The following is a 17,288-nucleotide window of genomic DNA, read 5'->3' on the forward strand; positions in this document are numbered from 1 at the left end:
GCGAAGCGCCACCGGGCTTTTTTGATGCATGCGAGCTGCATTCGTCAGCGCGACGCGAGCGGATTCGGCTGCCCCATGTCGACGACCAGCGTGCCGTCGGGCAGCATCCGCACCGAACCCTGCGCGACCTGGCTGCGGTAGCCGTAGAGGTCGAAACGCATCGGACCGGCCTCGGCGGAGTTCCGGATCAACGCGCGCACGTTGAGTTCGAGCACGTTGAACATCTTCATGTCGCCGCCTTCCATCCACATGTAGCTCGGCGCGTCGATCTGCGGCCGCTTCGGCGCAGGCGCGTCGGCGGCGCGCCGGAACGTGAGGCGCAGCCCGTCGCGCTCGACCGTCGCCTGACCGAGCTTGCCGTTCAGCATCGGCGGCGGAAACACGGTGTACTGGTCGAGCACGAGCGTGTCGCCGCGCAATTCGGCACCGCGGCGCTGCAGCGGCGTCAGCGACGCGAGCTCGATGCCGAGCGAGCGCAACAGCTTCGCCTGCGGGACGCCGAGCACCGACACCTGCGACGGCTTGAACGCGAGGTGGCGGTCGTCCAGTACCGACAGCGAGCCCTTCATGTCGGTCGGCAGCCACACGCCCGGCACGTGATTCCACAGCTTGATGCCGCCCTGGACGCGCAGGTTCTGGCCGTCCGCGCTCAATTGCAGGTCGTTCAGCGAGCGCGGCGAGTAGTCGAGCAGATAGTTGTTGAAGAGTGCCGACATCGCCTTCCAAGACTCGACGACCGTACCGCCGAGAATGCGGATGTCGTACTGGTTCGGATCGTCGAGGTCGACCGGTTCGCCGGGGCGTTTAGCGACGAGTTGCGCGTCGAGATCCTCGACATGGAAGCCGATGTCGCCGGACAGGTTGAAGTCGACGTTGTGCAGATGGATCGTCGGGTTGCGGTTCGATACGTGCCGTTCGTTGAACGGTGTCGTCGACGAACGCCGCATCGCGACTTTCTGCATGCCCGGCTGCGTGGCGCCGGCCGCGAGCGCAAACGCTTCCCAGTGCTCGCGCGAATCGTGCAGCGCGTTCTGTTGGGCGGCGAGGAAACTGTCGTTCAGGCGAGCGGCCGCATTGCCGAGCGGGGCGCCGCTGGCCGGGCCCGCGTACGACGGCATTCGGATCGTCATCGCGCCGTTTTCGTTGAAATTGAAATAGCCGGCCGACACCTGATCGCGATAGTGGTACAGGTCGAACACGAAGTTCTGGTTACGCCGGGTCGGATCGACAGGGCCGATCAGGATATCGGCGTTCATCGGCATCGAGCGCATGAACTTCACGTCGCCGCCGCGAATGTACATCGCCTGTTGCGGTGCGTTCGCGGGCAGCGCGAAGCCGGCACGCCTGCCGTCGTCGAGCGTCAGGTCGAGGCCGGCCGGCGTCACGCGCAGCGCGGTGATCCTGATCTTCAGCCGCGGCGGCGGCATCAGCTTGTCGACCGACATCACGAGGTCGTCGCCGGCAAGCCGAGCGATCGGCGTTTCCACCTTCAGCAGATCGGCCATCTTCACGTTGGCCGCGCGCATCACCGGCTGTGCGTTGATGCCCGACACGCGCACGCCGGTCGGGTGGAACACGAGCTGGCTGCCGTCGCGGATCGCGAGCGTGCCGGTCAGCGAGAACGGCACCCAGCCGTCGCGTTGCATCTCGCCTTGCAGGTGGATCACGCCGTCGCCGGCCGATACGACGAGCTTGCGCAGCGGTGCGTTGCGATAACCGAAGATGTACGTATTGAACAGCGCCGTCAGCTTCGCGTTGTCGAGCGTGACGGCGCCCTCATGCACGTCGATCTCGAAGCTCGTCGGATCGTCGAACACGATTGGCGCGCCGGCCTGCGTCGGTACGAGCGTTGCGGATAACTGATGGATGAAGAAGCCGAGGTTGTTGACGATGCGGAAATCGACGTCGCGCAGAAACGTCATTGCACCGCTCTGACCCGAGTCGCGCAGCGTGAACGGGCGCGGTTGCGTGAGGCTGATCGATGCGAGCGAAGGCACGGTGCGGGCGATTTGCTGCTCTTGCGCGAGACGTTCGGCTTTTGCGCGTTCGATCTTCGTCGACGCACTCGATGCGTTGCCGTCACGCTGCGCGGCAGGTTCCGCACAGCCGGCGCAGAGAAGCGTGAGCGCAAGCGCGCCGCAGCCGAGCGCACGGGGCGTGCCATATGAAATCGAAATGGCCGCGCGCCGCGGGCCGAACATCCAGTCGAAAACTGCCAAAGGCGAGCGATGGCCGTGCCGGACCGCATTCCGCATCGTCTGTCTCCATGTCTTGTCATGATCGACGAGCGCACGCGGCCGATGCACGGCGCGGACGTCGATGCCGTGCAGTGTGTCATAGCGCGCTAGAGCCGCGTTACCAAACAGCGGGAGCCGGAGCGGGACCGGCCGGCGCGCGGCAGGACAACGGACTCGCGGCGGCGGGGTGACAGGATCAAACGGTCGTTTGGTTTTTGTTTTCGGGGAGGCAACCCGTCAGGTGCCGGATCGGCGAACCCGGCGTTGGTCGGCGCCGGGTTGCGTATCGGCCGAGCCGCGCGACCGATTCGGAAATGGCAATCGGGCGATTTCGCTATCGGCGCCGGTGGAGTCGCTCAGACCAGCAGGCGCTGCCGGATCGCATTTTGCGTTGCCTGGTCGAGCTGCAGGCCGTTGTCGATGTACGACGCCATCGACCCGTACGACGTGGCGACCTGGTCGTATGCCGCTTGCAGATAGGCCGTTCGCGCGCCCTGCAATGCGGCCATCATGTCGGCCGCATCCTGTCCGCCGCTTCTCTGCGCCTGCGCGACATAGGCGGCGATTTCGGATGCGCTGTAGACGTTGGTCAGCAGGTAATCCGTGAGAATCGTCTGTTGCGGGACGCCGACGATCGTTTGCAGAATGGCTGCAGCCCAGCCGGTGCGATCCTTGCCGGCCGTGCAGTGAAAGACAAGATTGCCGCCGGACGCGGCAAATCCGGCGAACAGCGTGTGGTAACCCGTCCGCGCCGTTTCCGTCGTCACGAATGCCCGGTACATGGTCTGCATGAAGGCTGCTGCGGTCGCACCGTTGGTCGGTAGCGGACCGATGTCGGTGACGCCTAGCACGTTGAGGTTCTGCCATGTGGCGCCGGCCAGCGGCACGTCCGGCTGCGCGTGGATCTCGGACGTCGTGCGCAGGTCGCAGACCTGCGTGATGCCGAGCGTGTCGACCGTCGCAACGTCGGCAGCGGACAATGCGAGCGCCGACGACCGGTAGACCACGCCTTTTTTCATCGCTGCGCCGCTTGTCGACGCGTAGCCCGTTCCATCGGGTCCCGCGGCGTCACGAAAGTTCGCCGCCGAACCGAGTCTGGGCGTCGTGACCGGGGCGACCGAGATCGAGTCGCCACCGCACGCGGACAGTAGCGGCGTGCTTCCGAGCACGAGGCCCAAAGTGCCGGCACCCAGCCGAAGAAAATGTCGACGGGAAAATTCGTTTTTCTGGTTCATTCACTGGCCTTTGTCGGAGACTGTTACAGGAAGTCGCGATCGCGGTTGCGATCGGGATCGCTGCCGACGCTTTCCGCACGACGCGGCGAAGCGCGGATAGGCCGCGTCGATCGACATGCGGTCGGACGATTCGCCGTGCGCGCCGCGCTCGCGCCGGGTAAGCGCACGGTAGCGATCCGTGGCGAAACGGCCATCGTCCTTTTTGATTAGGCGGGGTTGGGAGAAGGGCTTCGCTGCGACACTGTGTGGGCGTCGGTCATGGGCGTACCCGTCGAAAAATTTCACGAGAACGATCACAAAATGCATATGACCCGTTCTAAACGGGACAACTGTCTGTTATAATTTTTTTCTTTCGGGGCGTAGCGCAGCCTGGTAGCGTACCTGCATGGGGTGCAGGTGGTCGGAGGTTCAAATCCTCTCGCCCCGACCAGACAAGAACCCGCGTCAGTTCAGGCTGACGCGGGTTTTTTCTTGCCCGTCGCTTTTTTGCACATCCCGGCGCGGCCCCGGTAAAATGCAAGGTTGATCCACGGAAAGCGCCGTGATTTAGCGGAAGAGGATTCCCCGAACATGACTGATCTTCGTCTTACCATGCGGTTCGCTGCAGTGCTCGCCACCGGCGCGCTCGTTGCCGGTTGCGGTACGTCGTCGCCCACGAAAGTGGACTACAAGAGCGATTCGAAATCGAAGGAAGCGTCGCTCGCAGTGCCGCCCAACATGCTCGACGAGACGGCCGATCAGCGCTCGTTGCCGCCGCAGGGTGGCGCGACTTCCCTGTCCGCGCTCCAGCAGGTTCAGCAGGCGGCGCCCGCGACGGACACCGTCGTTCCAGCCGTTTCGGGCATGCATATCCAGCGTGACGGCACCGAGAGCTGGCTCGTGATCGACGGCAAGAAGCCCGCCGACATCTGGCCGCAGGTTCGCCGTTTCTGGCAGGAGCAGGGCTTCCTGCTGGTCGTCGACCAGCGCGACAAGGGTGTGATGGAAACCGACTGGAACGAAACTCATCCGCAGATCAACGACGGCCTGATCCGTGGCGTGATTTCGAAAGCGATGGGCAACTCGTACGTGACGGCAGAGCGCAACAAGTACCGCACGCGTCTCGATTCGGCGCCCAACGGCGGCACCTACGTGTTCATCAGCCAGAAGGGCATGCGCGAGGCGCTCACCGGTGCGAACAACGATTCGAGCAAGTGGGAAGCGAAGCCGAACGATCCGGCGCTCGAGACGGAATACCTGAAGAGGTTGATGGCGGTGCTCGCGCAGAACGAGCAGCGTGCGAAGAACGGCGAGCCGCCGATCGCCAACATCAACGACAACGCGGTGTCGAAGGACAAGAAGGCTGACACGGACGCATCGAAGGCCGCCGCCGCGGCGATTGCCGCGCAGAACGTCGCGCGCGCGTCGTCGCAAGGAAACGACGTCGACTCGTCCGGCTCGGTGCCGTCCGAAGTCACGCTCGGCGAGCCGTACGACCGGTCGTGGCTGCACGTCGGCCTCGCGCTCGACCGTGCGAACTTCACGGTCGACGATCGCGATCGCACGAAGGGCCTGTATTTCGTGCGCTATGTCGATCCGAAGGATCTGAGCGCGGCCGAGCAGGGCTTCTGGAGCCAGTTGTTCCACGGCAAGAAGGAAAAGCAGGCGAAGCAATATCGCGTGAACGTGAAGGCGTTGACGCCGGATCAGACGCGTGTCGCGGTCATCGACGATTCGGGTGCGATCGATACGTCGTCGCCGGCCCGGCAGATCATGGCGCTGCTCGTGAATCAGCTGCGCTGATCGCGGCTCGCTCCCGCTCCTGAAAAAGCCCGCCATCCGGCGGGCTTTTTTATGTCCGCGCGCGTCGGTATTGGCGTGTGCGCGAGGTTCGGTCCCTCCGTGTGACGTTACGTAACATCCGTGCGTTACGACGGCGGAACGGGTGTTACATCGTCAAGGTTTTAAAAAATATCCTTATGGATCAATGGTGTGTCGGCGTATTTGAAGTTGGCACGCAACCTGCTTTATAAATCGGAATTGTTGGAACAGGGAGGACGGTGTCAGATACCGGGCGTGCGTTGCGAGCGCGCGACCGACGGTACTGGCGCCTTCAAGCGCCGGCGCAACGAGCGCCGGTACAACCGATGACGATCCGTGCCATGCGCGGGTCCCGATGGCCCCGTCGCCTATCCTCGTAGGGCGACGGTTTCGCCCGCGCTTCGTCTGAAGCGCGGGCAATTTTTTTTGCGAGACCGTCATCGAAGATGTGCCGATCCGGCCGATGCTGGATTCGCGTATTTTCGGGTCTTTCTGAATGAAGGAGCCGGGAATGGCGGAAATCGCGGTCGTCGCGCTGATCGTGGCAACGCCGGGCGCGGAAGAGAAGTTGCGCGCTGTGCTCGAGGGGATCGTCGAGCCGACCCGCTCGGAAGCGGGCGCGCTGCAGTACGACTTGCACCGGGACCTGAAGGAGCCGGCACGGTTTGTATTCGTCGAGCGCTGGGAGAGCGAGGAGGCGTTGGCCGCGCACGCGCGTTCCGCGCATATTCTGGCCTATCGGGAGGTGGCCGCGGACTGGATTGATCGTTCCGAGATCCGCGTGCTGTCGAAGCTCGCGTGAGGAGGGCGGTGCGGCCGGACGTATTGCCGGCCGCCACGGCGCGTCAGTGCGACGCGCTGGGTACGTCCAGGATCAGGATGATCGTCCAGTCGGCATCGCCATCGTGGTGATACTGGCGTTCGGCCACGATGAACGGCTGCTGCTTGGCTTGCGGGCCGAGGAAAAGCACGTCGCCTTCCATCGGCAGGCACTCGATCGGCGGCAATGCGAGGAATGCGTCCTCCGAGCCGCGCGGCATCAGTTGCTTGATCTTGCGAGTGGCGGCTTCGGTCCACTCGATGTCGAGTTGAATGTTGCTCATGCTGTCCTCCGCACCGGGGTGCGCACGGGTGGAAAATTTCGGTGCGCGACTTTAGCACAGCGCGCAGGCGCCGCAACCAAAAAAGCCGAATCCGGTTGCCCGGATTCGGCTTTTCGCTTGTGCGGTGCCGCCGAACTTACTGGCTTGCGGCGTCTGCCGGCGCGGCCTTGCCGGCCTTCTTGGCTGCCTTGTGGTGAGCAGCCTTCTTGGCGTGATGATGGTGATGCTCTTCTTCGCGCGCCGCCGGCTGTGCAGCCTCGGCTGCTTGCTGCTGTTGCAGGGCTTGTGCGCGCTGCTCGATCTCGGCGATCTTGGCCGGGTCGGTGATGGTCTGGATTTGCGTGCTCTCTTGCGCATACGCTGCGCCAGTCAGCGCCGACATCGCAACCAGGATAGCCAGGGACGTCTTCTTCATTGCTTTACCTCCGCTAAGTGGTGATGAACCCGAGTGTTGCCGTTTTGTCTGGCGACTGCAATCGAGTGCGTGTCGAGTGTAACAAAAGTGACGGATCAATGTGCACCGGATCGCCGCGCCGCGCAAGGCCCCGTTGAAGTCGCGCAACACTTCGGGCATTCCGTCACGCGGATGCCATCGCGGGCCGGGCTGCCGTTGCGCGTCCGGTGCGTGTCACCTGTCAAAACCATCCGAGCATCCGGTACACGTGAAATTGTGCGATGCCGATCAGTTCGTGCAGTGCCTGTTCGGCGTCGGACAGGTTGTGCCGGCGGGGCAGCCAACCGGTCTGCGCACGGCGGCGATTCGAGTACACGGGTTGCGGATCGAGGCCGAAACGGCGGAAATCGAGCAGCGCGCGACGCATCTGGTATGACGACGTAACGAGAATGAGCGAGTCGTCATGTTGTGAGCGTAGTATAGACGCAGTGAATTGCGCGTTTTCATAGGTCGTGCGGCTCTTCGGCTCGAGAACGAGATCCCGGGAATCGACACCCTGCGCGATGAGCTGGCGCCCGTAGACGGCCGCTTCCGTGTCGCCGTGATGTTGCGGATCTCCGCCCGACATCACGACGGTGCAGCGGGTGGCCTGTTGCCGGCACGTGCGGTAGAGCGCCGCGGTCTTGCGGATGCGTGCGTCGCCGTCGGGCGGTGGCCGTAGCCCGGAATCGGCGCGTCGGGTACCGGCGCCGATCAGGATAAGCGTGGTATTGCCGTGCATGTCGGGGTGCTCGACCGGTGTGACACCTGCTTCGCTCCATGCGATGAGCGGTGCGGCGAGCCAGCCTGTCGCGAGCAGCCAGAACAGGGCGGCAGCGACGATTGCAATGAGTCGACGCCGCTTGCGGCAGAGCATGAAACAGATGAAGAGAAGTACAAATGAATCGAACAGAATCAATTTGATTGGGGTATGGTGTCTTTTTATGGACGGCTGACGATCCGGCCCTGACGCGACGCCGAACGTCGGCTTCCAGAATCGGTGGCGGTATCGGCGGGTGGAGACCCTGCCCGGCGCACCGCTTCGCATTGTCGCTGCACTTTAAGAAAGAATCGAGATGGCCACGTATTCCAACGAAGCGGTGCTCGACGCATTGAGACGAGTGCAGTACCGCCAGGTACCGTGGGCGCGCCGCCCGGGCGTGTTCGAGTATCTTCGGTCGCTTGGGCTGATGGACACGGTCAGGCAGAAGACCGTTGCGCCCGCGCCGGGTTTTCATGCGCCGGTCGACATCGCGGTGCTCACCGACAACGGTCGAGCGGAATGTGCGCGCCTCGAGCGCGACGAGAAATTGCTGTCCTGGACCGATCGCCGCACGGACGACTACGTGCTGAGCGACGCAAGCGCCGTGGCGATCCTCGAAAGCCGCCTGTAGAGGCGAATCTTCCTGTCCTCGTGAGCGCCGTCGCCGGCGCCAAAAAAAGCCCGTATCACGAGGATACGGGCGTACCGGATACTTTTGCTGTTGCCACGCTGTGCTCATGGCAACGATGTGACTCATCGTATGCCTGGCAGTTCCCGGATCCGGGAATTTTCTTTGACGAAATCCTGGAGAAGTACCTGCGTTACGGGTGACGCGGCATGTCGGACGGCTGTGAGCCGATACGCGCGCGTGCATTGCTCGCAATGTCGCCGCGCAGGTCGCCGCGCGGCACTGTCTGTCGGTTCGGCGGCGCAACGGGCTGCTGCTGGCGGAGGGTATTTCGGTGATCCTGCTGGCGGTGAGGCGGCTTCGCGCGATCGTCTGCGTGAGCGGGGGTGGTCAGCGCCAGCGAAATGACAATGCCGCATGCGACGAGCAGTGACATTGATTTCATGGCGGGGCTCCCTTCAAGCCGTCGGTGCGGCCTGTTGATATTCCGCTAAGGTAAGCGTGGGAGTGCAGGGTTGCTGTAAATATTGGTAAATAGATGTATCGCTGCACGACAACGGTAATCGATGGCAACGCGCGTGCCGCGCAAACGCGTGGGGCCGAAAAGAAACCGGGCGGCCGAAGCCGCCCGATCGAGCATGCGTTACGCCATCTTCACAGGGGCGCGCCAGGATTCGGGGTTGGTCCAGAAGGCGCCGCGCAGCCGGTCGCGACTCGGCGGTGCGGGCGGCTTTGCCGCACTCGCGCCAATGCGTCCGCGCAGCGAAATCTGGCGGCCGCTCGTGCCGAGTCGCTTGACGATTTCGGCGAGCGTGCCGTCTGCCTGCCATTCATCGAAGCGGCGGCGGCAGGTCGGCGGGGACGGATAGCGGCCCGGCAGCTTCGACCAGCCTTCACCCGTTGACAGCACCCACAGCACTGCATTTACCACCGAACGGGCCTCCACGCGGGGACGGCCGCGCCGTTCGCTCCGTTCGGGTTCCGAGCAAAACAGACCCTCGACCAGCGCCCACTCGTTATCTCTCAAATCGTCGAACAGCATCATGTCCTCACCTCAGCGAAGCTAACTCCGGTGCGCTGCCCTGCGCCGCGCACTCTTCAAGCACTCGAGCGTCGAGTGCCGGGTGGGGGCGTCCGGTTGGCCGGCAGCGGCGTTACTGCCTTCCGTCCGACGAAACCTGCGCCCTGTGCGCCAGGTAATGCACGAAGCGTGCCACGTCGGGGGCGATTCCCTCGAGAGCCGCTTGGCAGCGAGCTAACGGCTAAGTCAGCTAGGGGCGTATAAGACGCCAAAATAACCGTGCAGCAAATCGGGACAATCACCAATCTTGTGCAATTCGCCCGCACCACGTGCGTTTGCGCGAATATTGCACCGCAGCGAAACATGTGCGGCCGGTGCCGGAATTGCGCATCGACGCCGGTATCGCGCATTAAAATCGCGCATCGGTATCTACGATTGATGAGGTAGGGTGATGAACGTTACGCTGCGCCAGCTTCGCGTATTCATCGAGGTTGCGCGGTTGAAGAGCTTCAGTCGCGCGGGCGACGAGATCGGCCTGACGCAGTCTGCGGTCAGCCGCTGCGTGCGCGAACTGGAGGCCGAACTCGGGCTGAAGCTGATCGACCGGACGACTCGCGACGTGCAACTGACCGACGTCGGTGCGAACCTGATCGCCAGCGTGTCGCGTCTGATCGACGATCTCGACGACACGCTGCGGGAGATTCGCGAAATCGGCGAGCAACGGCGCGGGCGCGTGATCGTCGCGGCGAGCCCGACGATCGCGTGCCGGCTGATGCCGCGCGTCGTCGCGTCGTGCGAGCGCCAGTTTCCGTTCGTCACGCTCGGCCTGCGCGACGACGTGCAGAGCGATGTGCTGCGCAAGGTGAAGTCGAGCGAGGTCGACTTCGGCGTCGTGATCGGGCCGCTCGCTGTCGCTGATCTGGTGTGCGAGCCGCTGATGACCGACTCGTTCTGCCTCGTCGCACGTGCCGATCATCCGCTCGCGGCACGTGCCGAGGTGCCGTGGACCGCGCTCGACGGCGAGCGCCTCGTGCTCCTCGACCATGCGTCTGGAAGCCGGCCGCTGATCGATGCAGCGCTGGCCGCCCATCGCGTGAGCGCGACGGTCATGCAGGAGCTCGGACATTCGGCGACGGTGTTCGGCCTCGTCGAGGCCGGCGTCGGCGTGAGCGTGCAGCCGTGGCTGTCGCTGCCGCTGCCGGCCGGATCGACGCTGGTCGCGCGGCCGTTGACGCCGCGCACCGAGCGTACCGTCGAGCTGGTGCGCCGCCGCGATCGGTCGTTGTCGCCGGCTGCGCAGGCGATCTGGGAACTTGCGCGCCAGATGCCGGCGCGAGCGGAAGACCTCGACTGACGGCACCGGTCTGGTGCGCGGGCCGGTACACTACGCGGATCGTGTTCCTCGGCGGTGGTTCTCGATGGCGCATTCCGCAGATTTCGACCCGGCGACGGGCGAGCCGGCCGCACGCGGCGCAGTCCGGGCGCTGCGTGCGTCGCTGATCAGGGACGTCGCGAACGCGGGCGTCGGCGTGCCCGGCGTGCTGCCGTTCTGGTTCGGCGAATCGGATCGCGTGACACCGGCGTTCATTCGTGACGCGGCCTCCGCGGCGCTGCGTGACGGCGCGACCTTCTACACGCACAATCTCGGCACTGCGCCGCTGCGCGATGTGATCGCGGCCTACGTGAGCGCGCGTCACGGCGCGACGTCGGCCGATACGGTCGCCGTCACGAGTTCGGGCGTCAGCGCACTGATGCTGGCCGCGCAGATGCTGGTCGGTCCAGGCGACCGCGTCGTCGCCGTCACGCCGCTCTGGCCGAATCTCGTCGAAATCCCGAAGATCCTCGGTGCGCATGTCGAATGCGTGCGGCTTGACTATGGCGATGCGGGCTGGCAGCTCGACGTCGATCGCTTGCTCGCGGCGCTGACGCCCGACACGCGGATGCTGCTCGTCAATTCGCCTAACAACCCGACCGGCTGGACGATGTCGCGCGACGACCAGCAGGCCGTGCTCGCGCATTGCCAGCGGCATGGAATCTGGCTGGTCGCCGATGAAGTGTACGAACGGCTTGCGTTCGGGCCGGGCGGTGCGCCGTCGTTCCTCGATATCGCATCGCGTGACGACCGGGTGGTCGTCCTGAATTCGTTTTCGAAGGCGTGGGCGATGACGGGCTGGCGGCTCGGATGGCTCGTCGCACCGGCGTCGGTCATGGGTGACCTGTCGAAGCTGGTCGAGTACAACACGTCGTGTGCGCCGGGTTTTGTGCAGGCCGCGGGCGAGGTCGCGTTGCGTGACGGCGAGCCGTTCGTGCAGTCGTTCGTCACGTCGCTGCGCGGTGCACGCGATCATCTGGTTGCCGCGCTGCGGACGTTGCCGGGCGTCGACGTGCCGCCTCCGCCGGGTGCGATGTATCTTTTCCTGCGCTTGCCGGGCGCCGATGACAGCCTTGCGTTCTGCAAGGCGCTGGTGCGTGAGGCCGGACTCGGACTGGCGCCCGGACGCGCATTCGGCTCCGAGGGAGAGGGCTTCGTGCGCTGGTGCTACGCGTGCGATCCCGCTCGGCTCGACGCGGGCGTCGAGCGCCTGCGCAACTTCCTCGCGCGCGGCGGGGCCCTGTGCTGAAGCGGGGACGGAGCGGGCGCGGCGTGCGGGCGGGGGGTGTTCGGCTTGTCTTTACGCACCGGGCAATTTTGCGTAATATGGCGCTCAGTCACGCGGTTCCGCCGTTGAGCCGTGCTGTTTCCGTCCGGTTTGGGCCTGGCCTGAAGTTGGTTCGCCGCCCCCGGTTCGTGCTCCCATCAATATGACCGATCAGAATCGGGCGAGCGCGTCTTCCGTTCCTTTCGTCTGTTTGTTGATCCGGTTCGTTTGACCACAGGGTCTGGCCTAGCTGCATGAATACCCAAGAGGCGAAGATCGTCCTCGAGACTGCTTTGATCTGCGCGCAGGAACCGCTGAAGCTTGGCGATTTGCGCAAGCTCTTTGCCGACGGCGTGTCGGCTGACACGGTCCGCACGTTGCTCGAAGATCTGAAACAGGATTGGTCCGGTCGCGGCGTCGAACTGGTGGCGCTGGCAACCGGGTGGCGTTTTCAGAGCAAGCCGGCGATGCGCCATTTTCTGGACCGCCTGCATCCCGAGAAGCCGCCGAAATATTCGCGTGCGGTGCTCGAAACGCTCGCGATCATCGCGTATCGGCAACCCGTCACGCGTGGCGACATCGAGGAGATTCGCGGCGTCACGGTCAATACGCAGGTGGTCAAGCAGCTCGAGGATCGCGGCTGGATCGAAGTAATCGGGCATCGCGACGTGCCGGGGCGCCCGGCGCTGTACGCGACGACCAAGCAGTGCCTCGACGATCTCGGCCTGAAGGCGCTCGACGACCTGCCCGCGCTCGAGGAGCCTGCCGCGAACATCGAGGCCGCGCTGCTCGCACAGCAGGCGATGGACTTCGACGGCGATGCGGCGCCGGTTGCCGACGATCTGCCGGAAGCAGGTGAAGCAGCGGCTGAGGCGCAGCTGAGCGACGCCGCGACCGATATCTCGGCGACGCAGGAAATGCCGAACCGCGATACGCTGGAAGCTGATCGCGTGCAAACGGAACAGGGCGGCGCCGAAGCAGCGCCGGCCGGCGTGCGGCCGGAGCCGCTGCGCGCGGAATGGAACGAGGAAGATCGCAAGCCGGCCGCCGACGCGGTTGCCGGAAATGGAGCGGAAGCGGCCGGCGACATGCCGGACAAGGCTGGTCAGGCCGACGCCTCGCGCTCCCGTCCCGCGGACGGCGAGATGCTGGACGATACGTCCGACAGTCTTGCCGATGCCGTACGCAGTGCCAGTGCGCCCATCGGCGCCGACGCGCTGCCGGACGACGAAGCAGAACCCGAACAGCGCCGCGCCTGATCGCGGCCGACTTCTTGCCGCGCCCCGCCGGGCGCGAGACCTGACATTTTGAGGTTGTTTTGACAGATATCCACGATATTGAATCGTCCGCGCCTGCCGTGCAGGCAGCGCGTGCCGACGATGCGCCGGAGCAGGACGCTCAGGCCGCGGGTGGTGACGAGCGTCCCCGCCGCGGTCTGCGACGCGGCCCGCGCAGCCTGATCGCACGTCGCCGCGCGGCGGCCAAGTCGAAGGGCGCCGATGGCGAGCCGCAGGGCGGCGATGGCGCGGAAGCGCAGCCGGCCGAAACCGCGGAAGCGCAACAGCCCGCCCGTGCGCCGCGCAAGGAAGGTGCGGCCCGTGGCGTGCGCAAGCCGGCCGGCAAGCGCGAAGGCGCAGCCAAGGGTGTCCAGGGTACCCAGAGTGCGCAAGGCGGCCAGGGGCGGCGCGGCGGTGCGGCGAAAGCCGAAGGCGGCGCAGCGAAGACTGACGGCGAGGCGTCGCAGGACGAGCTGTTCGCCTATGTGACGTCGCCGGCGTTCGACGCGGACAACGCGGCGGGCGGCGGCGGCGGCGTGCGCGCGCCGATGCTGCGCCGCGGCCGTAGCCAGCCGACGAGCAAGCGCGTGCTGTCGCCGGACGACGACGCGCCGAAGCTTCACAAGGTGCTCGCGGAAGCGGGCATGGGCTCGCGTCGCGAAATGGAAGAGCTGATCGTCGCCGGTCGCGTGTCGGTGAACGGTGAACCCGCGCACATTGGCCAGCGCATCATGCCGACCGATCAGGTCCGGATCAACGGCAAGCCGGTCAAGCGCAAACTGCCGAACAAGCCGCCGCGTGTACTGCTGTACCACAAGCCGACCGGCGAGATCGTCAGCCACGCGGATCCGGAAGGCCGTCCGTCGGTGTTCGACCGCCTGCCGCCGATGAAGACCGCGAAATGGCTCGCGGTCGGCCGTCTCGACTTCAATACCGAAGGTCTGTTGATGCTGACGACTTCGGGCGATCTCGCGAACCGCTTCATGCATCCGCGCTACAGCGTCGAGCGCGAATATGCGGTGCGCGTCGTCGGCGAGCTGTCCGAAGGCATGCGGCAGAAGCTGCTGCACGGCGTTGAACTTGATGACGGTCCGGCAAACTTCCTGCGCATCCGGGATGGCGGCGGCGAGGGCACGAACCACTGGTATCACGTCGCACTGGCCGAAGGCCGCAACCGCGAAGTGCGCCGGATGTTCGAGGCGGCCGGCCTGATGGTGAGCCGCCTGATTCGTACGCGCCACGGCCCGATTCCGCTGCCGCGCGGCCTGAAGCGCGGTCGCTGGGAGGAACTCGACGAGGCGCAGGTGCGCAAGCTGATGGCGACCGTCGGCTTGAAGGCGCCGACCGAGGAAAGGGGCAAGCGCGGTGCGGGTGGCCAGGCCGAGCGCCGCCAGCCGGATCCGATGCAGACGTCGATGGGCTTCATCGGCCGTGAGCCGGTGCTGACGACGCACGGTCAGCTCGATCAGCCGCGTCGCGGCGGTGGCGGCGGTCGTCGCGGTGGCCCGGGCTTGCCGGGTCTGAGCGGCTACGGCAGCTTGCCGGTTGCGCCGTCGGGTTACGGCAATCGCTCGGGCGGCGGTCGCGATGTCGACGGCAACCGCGCGTCGTATGGCGCCGGTCCGAAGCGTGAAGGCGCCGGCGGGAAGCGCGGCGGCGGCAAGGGTGGCAACCGCAATCCGAACGGCAATCGCGCCGAAGGCGCCGGTAACGGTGGTGGCGGTGCGCGCAGCGGTCAGCAGCGTCCGCAGCGCAATCGCTCGCGCGGTCGCTAAGCGCTTCTGGCGTACCGCAGCGTGAGGCTGCGGTGTGCCGACGGAATCGACGTCGTTTCGGTTTTGTCGGCACGTCGCTGACTGTATATATGTAGCGCAGCCGGATTGTTCCGCTTCGTCGGACGGTCCGGTTTCGCATTTTTGGTCGGTAAAGGCGGGCTGGGCGCCGCTTTTACCGGCTGGCTTGGCGTTTGCGCCAAAAATCGCTATAATCGCGGAGTCGCTGGGCGTACGGATTCAATGTGCGGCTCAGGTGCGACCACCAGTAAGAAGATGGGCGTTCCGCCCATTTTTTTTTGCTGAAACGGTTAGGCATCTCGGGTAGCGCTTCCTGCGCCGGCTAAGGCGCGCGCCCGCGGGTGAATCGCGAGCGGCGGGCGCGAACACCTGAGAGGACACTGTGCAACTGACGGAACTGATAGAAACCACGGTCACCGGGCTCGGCTACGAGCTGGTGGATCTTGAGCGCACCGGGCGCGGCATGCTTTGCATCTATATCGATCAGCTTGCCGGCATCTCGCTCGAAGATTGCGAAAAGGTCACGCGTCAGCTCCAGCACGTCTTGACGGTCGAAAACATCGATTACGAACGGCTTGAAGTCTCGTCCCCGGGGCTCGACCGCCCGTTGAAGAAGCTGGCCGACTTCGAGCGCTTCGCCGGCAGCGAGGCTTCCGTGACCTTGAAAAAGCCGCTGGACGGGCGCAAGACGTACCGTGGCATTCTGCACGCGCCGAATGGCGAAACGATCGGTTTGGAATTTGAGAGGGAGAAGGGCGAGGCAGCCATGCTGGATTTCACGCTGGCCGATATCGATAAAGCCCGCCTGATTCCGCAAGTTGACTTTAGGAGCCGCAAATAATGAGTCGCGAAGTGTTGATGCTGGTGGATGCGCTGGCGCGCGAGAAAAACGTCGACAAGGATGTGGTGCTGGGCGCCCTCGAGGCTGCGCTCGCGTCCGCGTCCAAGAAGCTGTTCGACGAAGGCGCCGAAATTCGCGTCCATATCGATCGCGAAAGCGGCGAGCACGAAACCTTCCGTCGCTGGCTCGTCGTACCCGACGAGGCGGGCTTGCAGGAGCCGGATCGCGAGATCCTGCTGTTCGAAGCGCGTGAGCAGAAATCCGACGTCGAAGTCGGCGAATTCATCGAGGAGCCGGTGCCGTCGATCGAGTTCGGCCGTATCGGTGCGCAGGCTGCGAAGCAGGTGATCCTGCAGAAGGTGCGCGATGCCGAGCGCGAGCAGATCCTGAACGACTACCTCGAGCGTGGCGAAAAGATCATGACGGGAACGGTGAAGCGCCTGGACAAGGGCAACTTCATCGTCGAATCGGGCCGCGTCGAAGCGCTGCTGCGCCGCGACCAGTTGATCCCGAAGGAAAACCTGCGCGTGGGCGACCGCGTGCGTGCGTACATCGCGAAGGTCGACCGTACCGCGCGCGGTCCGCAGATCGAACTGTCGCGTACGGCGCCGGAATTCCTGATGAAGCTGTTCGAGATGGAAGTGCCGGAAATCGAGCAGGGCCTGCTCGAGATCAAGGCAGCCGCTCGCGATCCGGGTGTGCGCGCGAAGATCGGCGTGATCGCCTACGACAAGCGGATCGATCCGATCGGCACCTGCGTCGGCATCCGCGGCTCGCGCGTGCAGGCCGTGCGCAACGAGCTCGGTGGCGAAAATATCGACATCGTGCTATGGTCGGAGGATCCCGCCCAGTTCGTGATCGGCGCGCTCGCGCCGGCAGCTGTCCAGTCGATCGTCGTCGATGAAGAAAAGCACTCGATGGACGTCGTCGTCGACGAGAACGAGCTGGCTGTCGCGATCGGCCGCAGCGGTCAGAACGTTCGCCTTGCCGGCGAACTGACCGGCTGGCAGATCAACATCATGACGCCGGACGAGTCCGCCCTGAAGCAGGGCGAGGAACGCGACCGCCTGCGTGCGCTGTTCATGGCGCGTCTCGATGTCGACGAAGAAGTTGCCGACATCCTGATCGACGAAGGCTTCACGAGTCTCGAAGAAATCGCTTATGTGCCGCTCAACGAAATGCTCGAAATCGAGGCATTCGACGAGGACACCGTGCATGAGCTGCGCAACCGCGCGCGCGACGCATTGCTGACGATGGCGATCGCGAATGAAGAAAAGGTCGAGAATGCAGCGCTGGATTTGAAGGGCCTCGACGGCGTCACGCCGGAGTTGCTCGCGAAGCTGGCCGAACATGGCATGCAGACGCGGGACGATCTCGCCGAGCTGGCTGTGGATGAACTGGTCGACATGACCGGGATGGAAGAGGATGCCGCTAAGGCGTTGATCATGAAAGCACGTGAACATTGGTTCCAGTGAGAAATGACCATGGCGCACTGATTTGATGGCGGCCGTATGGCCT

At 64.8% G+C, this 17,288-nt stretch carries 15 protein-coding genes, 1 tRNA gene and 1 pseudogene; 10 read left to right on the plus strand and 7 right to left on the minus strand.

The window, feature by feature from the left end:
* Positions 1-44: 44 nt before the first annotated feature.
* Positions 45-2,255 (minus strand): hypothetical protein, encoded by a 2,211-nt coding sequence (locus tag J7024_RS07195; RefSeq protein WP_175752611.1) that lies wholly within the window; start codon positions 2,253-2,255, stop codon positions 45-47.
* Positions 2,256-2,593: 338 nt separating this feature from the next.
* Positions 2,594-3,406: a tyrosine-protein phosphatase gene (locus tag J7024_RS07200; RefSeq protein WP_233409972.1), complete on the minus strand. Its 813-nt coding sequence runs from the start codon at positions 3,404-3,406 to the stop codon at positions 2,594-2,596.
* A 419-nt stretch (positions 3,407-3,825) separates the two neighbouring features.
* On the opposite strand from J7024_RS07200, the gene J7024_RS07205 reads away from it, so the two are divergent.
* From J7024_RS07205 to J7024_RS07215, 3 genes are all read left to right on the plus strand, one after another.
* Positions 3,826-3,902, plus strand: a tRNA-Pro gene (locus J7024_RS07205).
* Positions 3,903-4,042: 140 nt separating this feature from the next.
* A complete protein-coding gene (gene bamC, locus J7024_RS07210) occupies positions 4,043-5,254 on the plus strand; it encodes an outer membrane protein assembly factor BamC (RefSeq protein WP_199568714.1) in 1,212 nt (403 codons plus the stop codon).
* 529 nt (positions 5,255-5,783) lie between these two features.
* Positions 5,784-6,074, plus strand: a complete 291-nt coding sequence (locus J7024_RS07215) for a putative quinol monooxygenase (protein ID WP_124825858.1) — start codon at positions 5,784-5,786, stop codon at positions 6,072-6,074.
* 43 nt (positions 6,075-6,117) lie between these two features.
* On the opposite strand, the gene J7024_RS07220 is transcribed toward J7024_RS07215, so the two are convergent.
* The 3 genes from J7024_RS07220 to J7024_RS07230 all read right to left on the minus strand — a co-directional run bounded on the left by J7024_RS07220 (position 6,118) and on the right by J7024_RS07230 (position 7,727).
* Complete coding sequence (locus J7024_RS07220; RefSeq protein WP_234744946.1) at positions 6,118-6,375, minus strand: DNA-binding protein; 258 nt, start codon at positions 6,373-6,375, stop codon at positions 6,118-6,120.
* 136 nt (positions 6,376-6,511) lie between these two features.
* The gene (locus tag J7024_RS07225; protein ID WP_124825857.1) at positions 6,512-6,790 is read right to left on the minus strand and encodes a hypothetical protein; all 279 of its coding nucleotides are present in this window, start codon (positions 6,788-6,790) and stop codon (positions 6,512-6,514) included.
* Positions 6,791-7,010: 220 nt separating this feature from the next.
* The gene (locus tag J7024_RS07230) at positions 7,011-7,727 is read right to left on the minus strand and encodes a YdcF family protein (protein WP_124825985.1); all 717 of its coding nucleotides are present in this window, start codon (positions 7,725-7,727) and stop codon (positions 7,011-7,013) included.
* 157 nt (positions 7,728-7,884) lie between these two features.
* Between J7024_RS07230 and J7024_RS07235 the strand changes: the two genes are divergently transcribed.
* On the plus strand, positions 7,885-8,202 hold the full coding sequence (locus J7024_RS07235) for a hypothetical protein (protein ID WP_096506834.1): 318 nt from the start codon (positions 7,885-7,887) through the stop codon (positions 8,200-8,202).
* A gap of 190 nt (positions 8,203-8,392) precedes the next feature.
* Here the strand turns inward: J7024_RS07235 and J7024_RS07240 are convergent, their stop codons facing one another.
* The gene (locus tag J7024_RS07240; protein ID WP_124825856.1) at positions 8,393-8,644 is read right to left on the minus strand and encodes a hypothetical protein; all 252 of its coding nucleotides are present in this window, start codon (positions 8,642-8,644) and stop codon (positions 8,393-8,395) included.
* Between the two features lie 201 nt (positions 8,645-8,845).
* Positions 8,846-9,241, minus strand: a pseudogene (locus tag J7024_RS07245) (transposase); the annotation flags it as partial.
* 430 nt (positions 9,242-9,671) lie between these two features.
* On the opposite strand from J7024_RS07245, the gene J7024_RS07250 reads away from it, so the two are divergent.
* The 6 genes from J7024_RS07250 to nusA all read left to right on the plus strand — a co-directional run bounded on the left by J7024_RS07250 (position 9,672) and on the right by nusA (position 17,245).
* Positions 9,672-10,574, plus strand: coding sequence for a LysR family transcriptional regulator (locus J7024_RS07250; RefSeq protein ID WP_124825855.1), 903 nt, complete (start codon positions 9,672-9,674; stop codon positions 10,572-10,574).
* Between the two features lie 64 nt (positions 10,575-10,638).
* Positions 10,639-11,841 (plus strand): pyridoxal phosphate-dependent aminotransferase, encoded by a 1,203-nt coding sequence (locus tag J7024_RS07255; RefSeq protein ID WP_124825854.1) that lies wholly within the window; start codon positions 10,639-10,641, stop codon positions 11,839-11,841.
* 272 nt (positions 11,842-12,113) lie between these two features.
* On the plus strand, positions 12,114-13,118 hold the full coding sequence (scpB, locus tag J7024_RS07260; protein WP_234744950.1) for an SMC-Scp complex subunit ScpB: 1,005 nt from the start codon (positions 12,114-12,116) through the stop codon (positions 13,116-13,118).
* Between the two features lie 59 nt (positions 13,119-13,177).
* Positions 13,178-14,911 (plus strand): 23S rRNA pseudouridine(2605) synthase RluB, encoded by a 1,734-nt coding sequence (rluB, locus tag J7024_RS07265; RefSeq protein ID WP_175752604.1) that lies wholly within the window; start codon positions 13,178-13,180, stop codon positions 14,909-14,911.
* A gap of 400 nt (positions 14,912-15,311) precedes the next feature.
* Positions 15,312-15,770, plus strand: coding sequence for a ribosome maturation factor RimP (gene rimP, locus J7024_RS07270; protein WP_096506827.1), 459 nt, complete (start codon positions 15,312-15,314; stop codon positions 15,768-15,770).
* Positions 15,770-17,245 (plus strand): transcription termination factor NusA, encoded by a 1,476-nt coding sequence (gene nusA, locus J7024_RS07275; protein WP_096506826.1) that lies wholly within the window; start codon positions 15,770-15,772, stop codon positions 17,243-17,245. The genes rimP and nusA overlap by 1 nt, the downstream gene beginning before the upstream one ends.
* Positions 17,246-17,288: the final 43 nt, after the last annotated feature.

The organism is Burkholderia sp. WTPI3 (assembly GCF_021483755.1).
GTDB lineage: Bacteria > Pseudomonadota > Gammaproteobacteria > Burkholderiales > Burkholderiaceae > Burkholderia.

Bases quoted from the DNA above. Each gene is read 5' to 3' on its own strand.
- J7024_RS07195 (WP_175752611.1), bottom strand. From the start codon at position 2,255: ATGCGGAATGCGGTCCGGCACGGCCATCGCTCGCCTTTGGCAGTTTTC.
- bamC (WP_199568714.1), top strand. From the start codon at position 4,043: ATGACTGATCTTCGTCTTACCATGCGGTTCGCTGCAGTGCTCGCCACC.
- J7024_RS07215 (WP_124825858.1), top strand. From the start codon at position 5,784: ATGGCGGAAATCGCGGTCGTCGCGCTGATCGTGGCAACGCCGGGCGCG.
- J7024_RS07220 (WP_234744946.1), bottom strand. From the start codon at position 6,375: ATGAGCAACATTCAACTCGACATCGAGTGGACCGAAGCCGCCACTCGC.
- J7024_RS07225 (WP_124825857.1), bottom strand. From the start codon at position 6,790: ATGAAGAAGACGTCCCTGGCTATCCTGGTTGCGATGTCGGCGCTGACT.
- J7024_RS07235 (WP_096506834.1), top strand. From the start codon at position 7,885: ATGGCCACGTATTCCAACGAAGCGGTGCTCGACGCATTGAGACGAGTG.
- J7024_RS07240 (WP_124825856.1), bottom strand. From the start codon at position 8,644: ATGAAATCAATGTCACTGCTCGTCGCATGCGGCATTGTCATTTCGCTG.
- J7024_RS07250 (WP_124825855.1), top strand. From the start codon at position 9,672: ATGAACGTTACGCTGCGCCAGCTTCGCGTATTCATCGAGGTTGCGCGG.
- J7024_RS07255 (WP_124825854.1), top strand. From the start codon at position 10,639: ATGGCGCATTCCGCAGATTTCGACCCGGCGACGGGCGAGCCGGCCGCA.
- scpB (WP_234744950.1), top strand. From the start codon at position 12,114: ATGAATACCCAAGAGGCGAAGATCGTCCTCGAGACTGCTTTGATCTGC.
- nusA (WP_096506826.1), top strand. From the start codon at position 15,770: ATGAGTCGCGAAGTGTTGATGCTGGTGGATGCGCTGGCGCGCGAGAAA.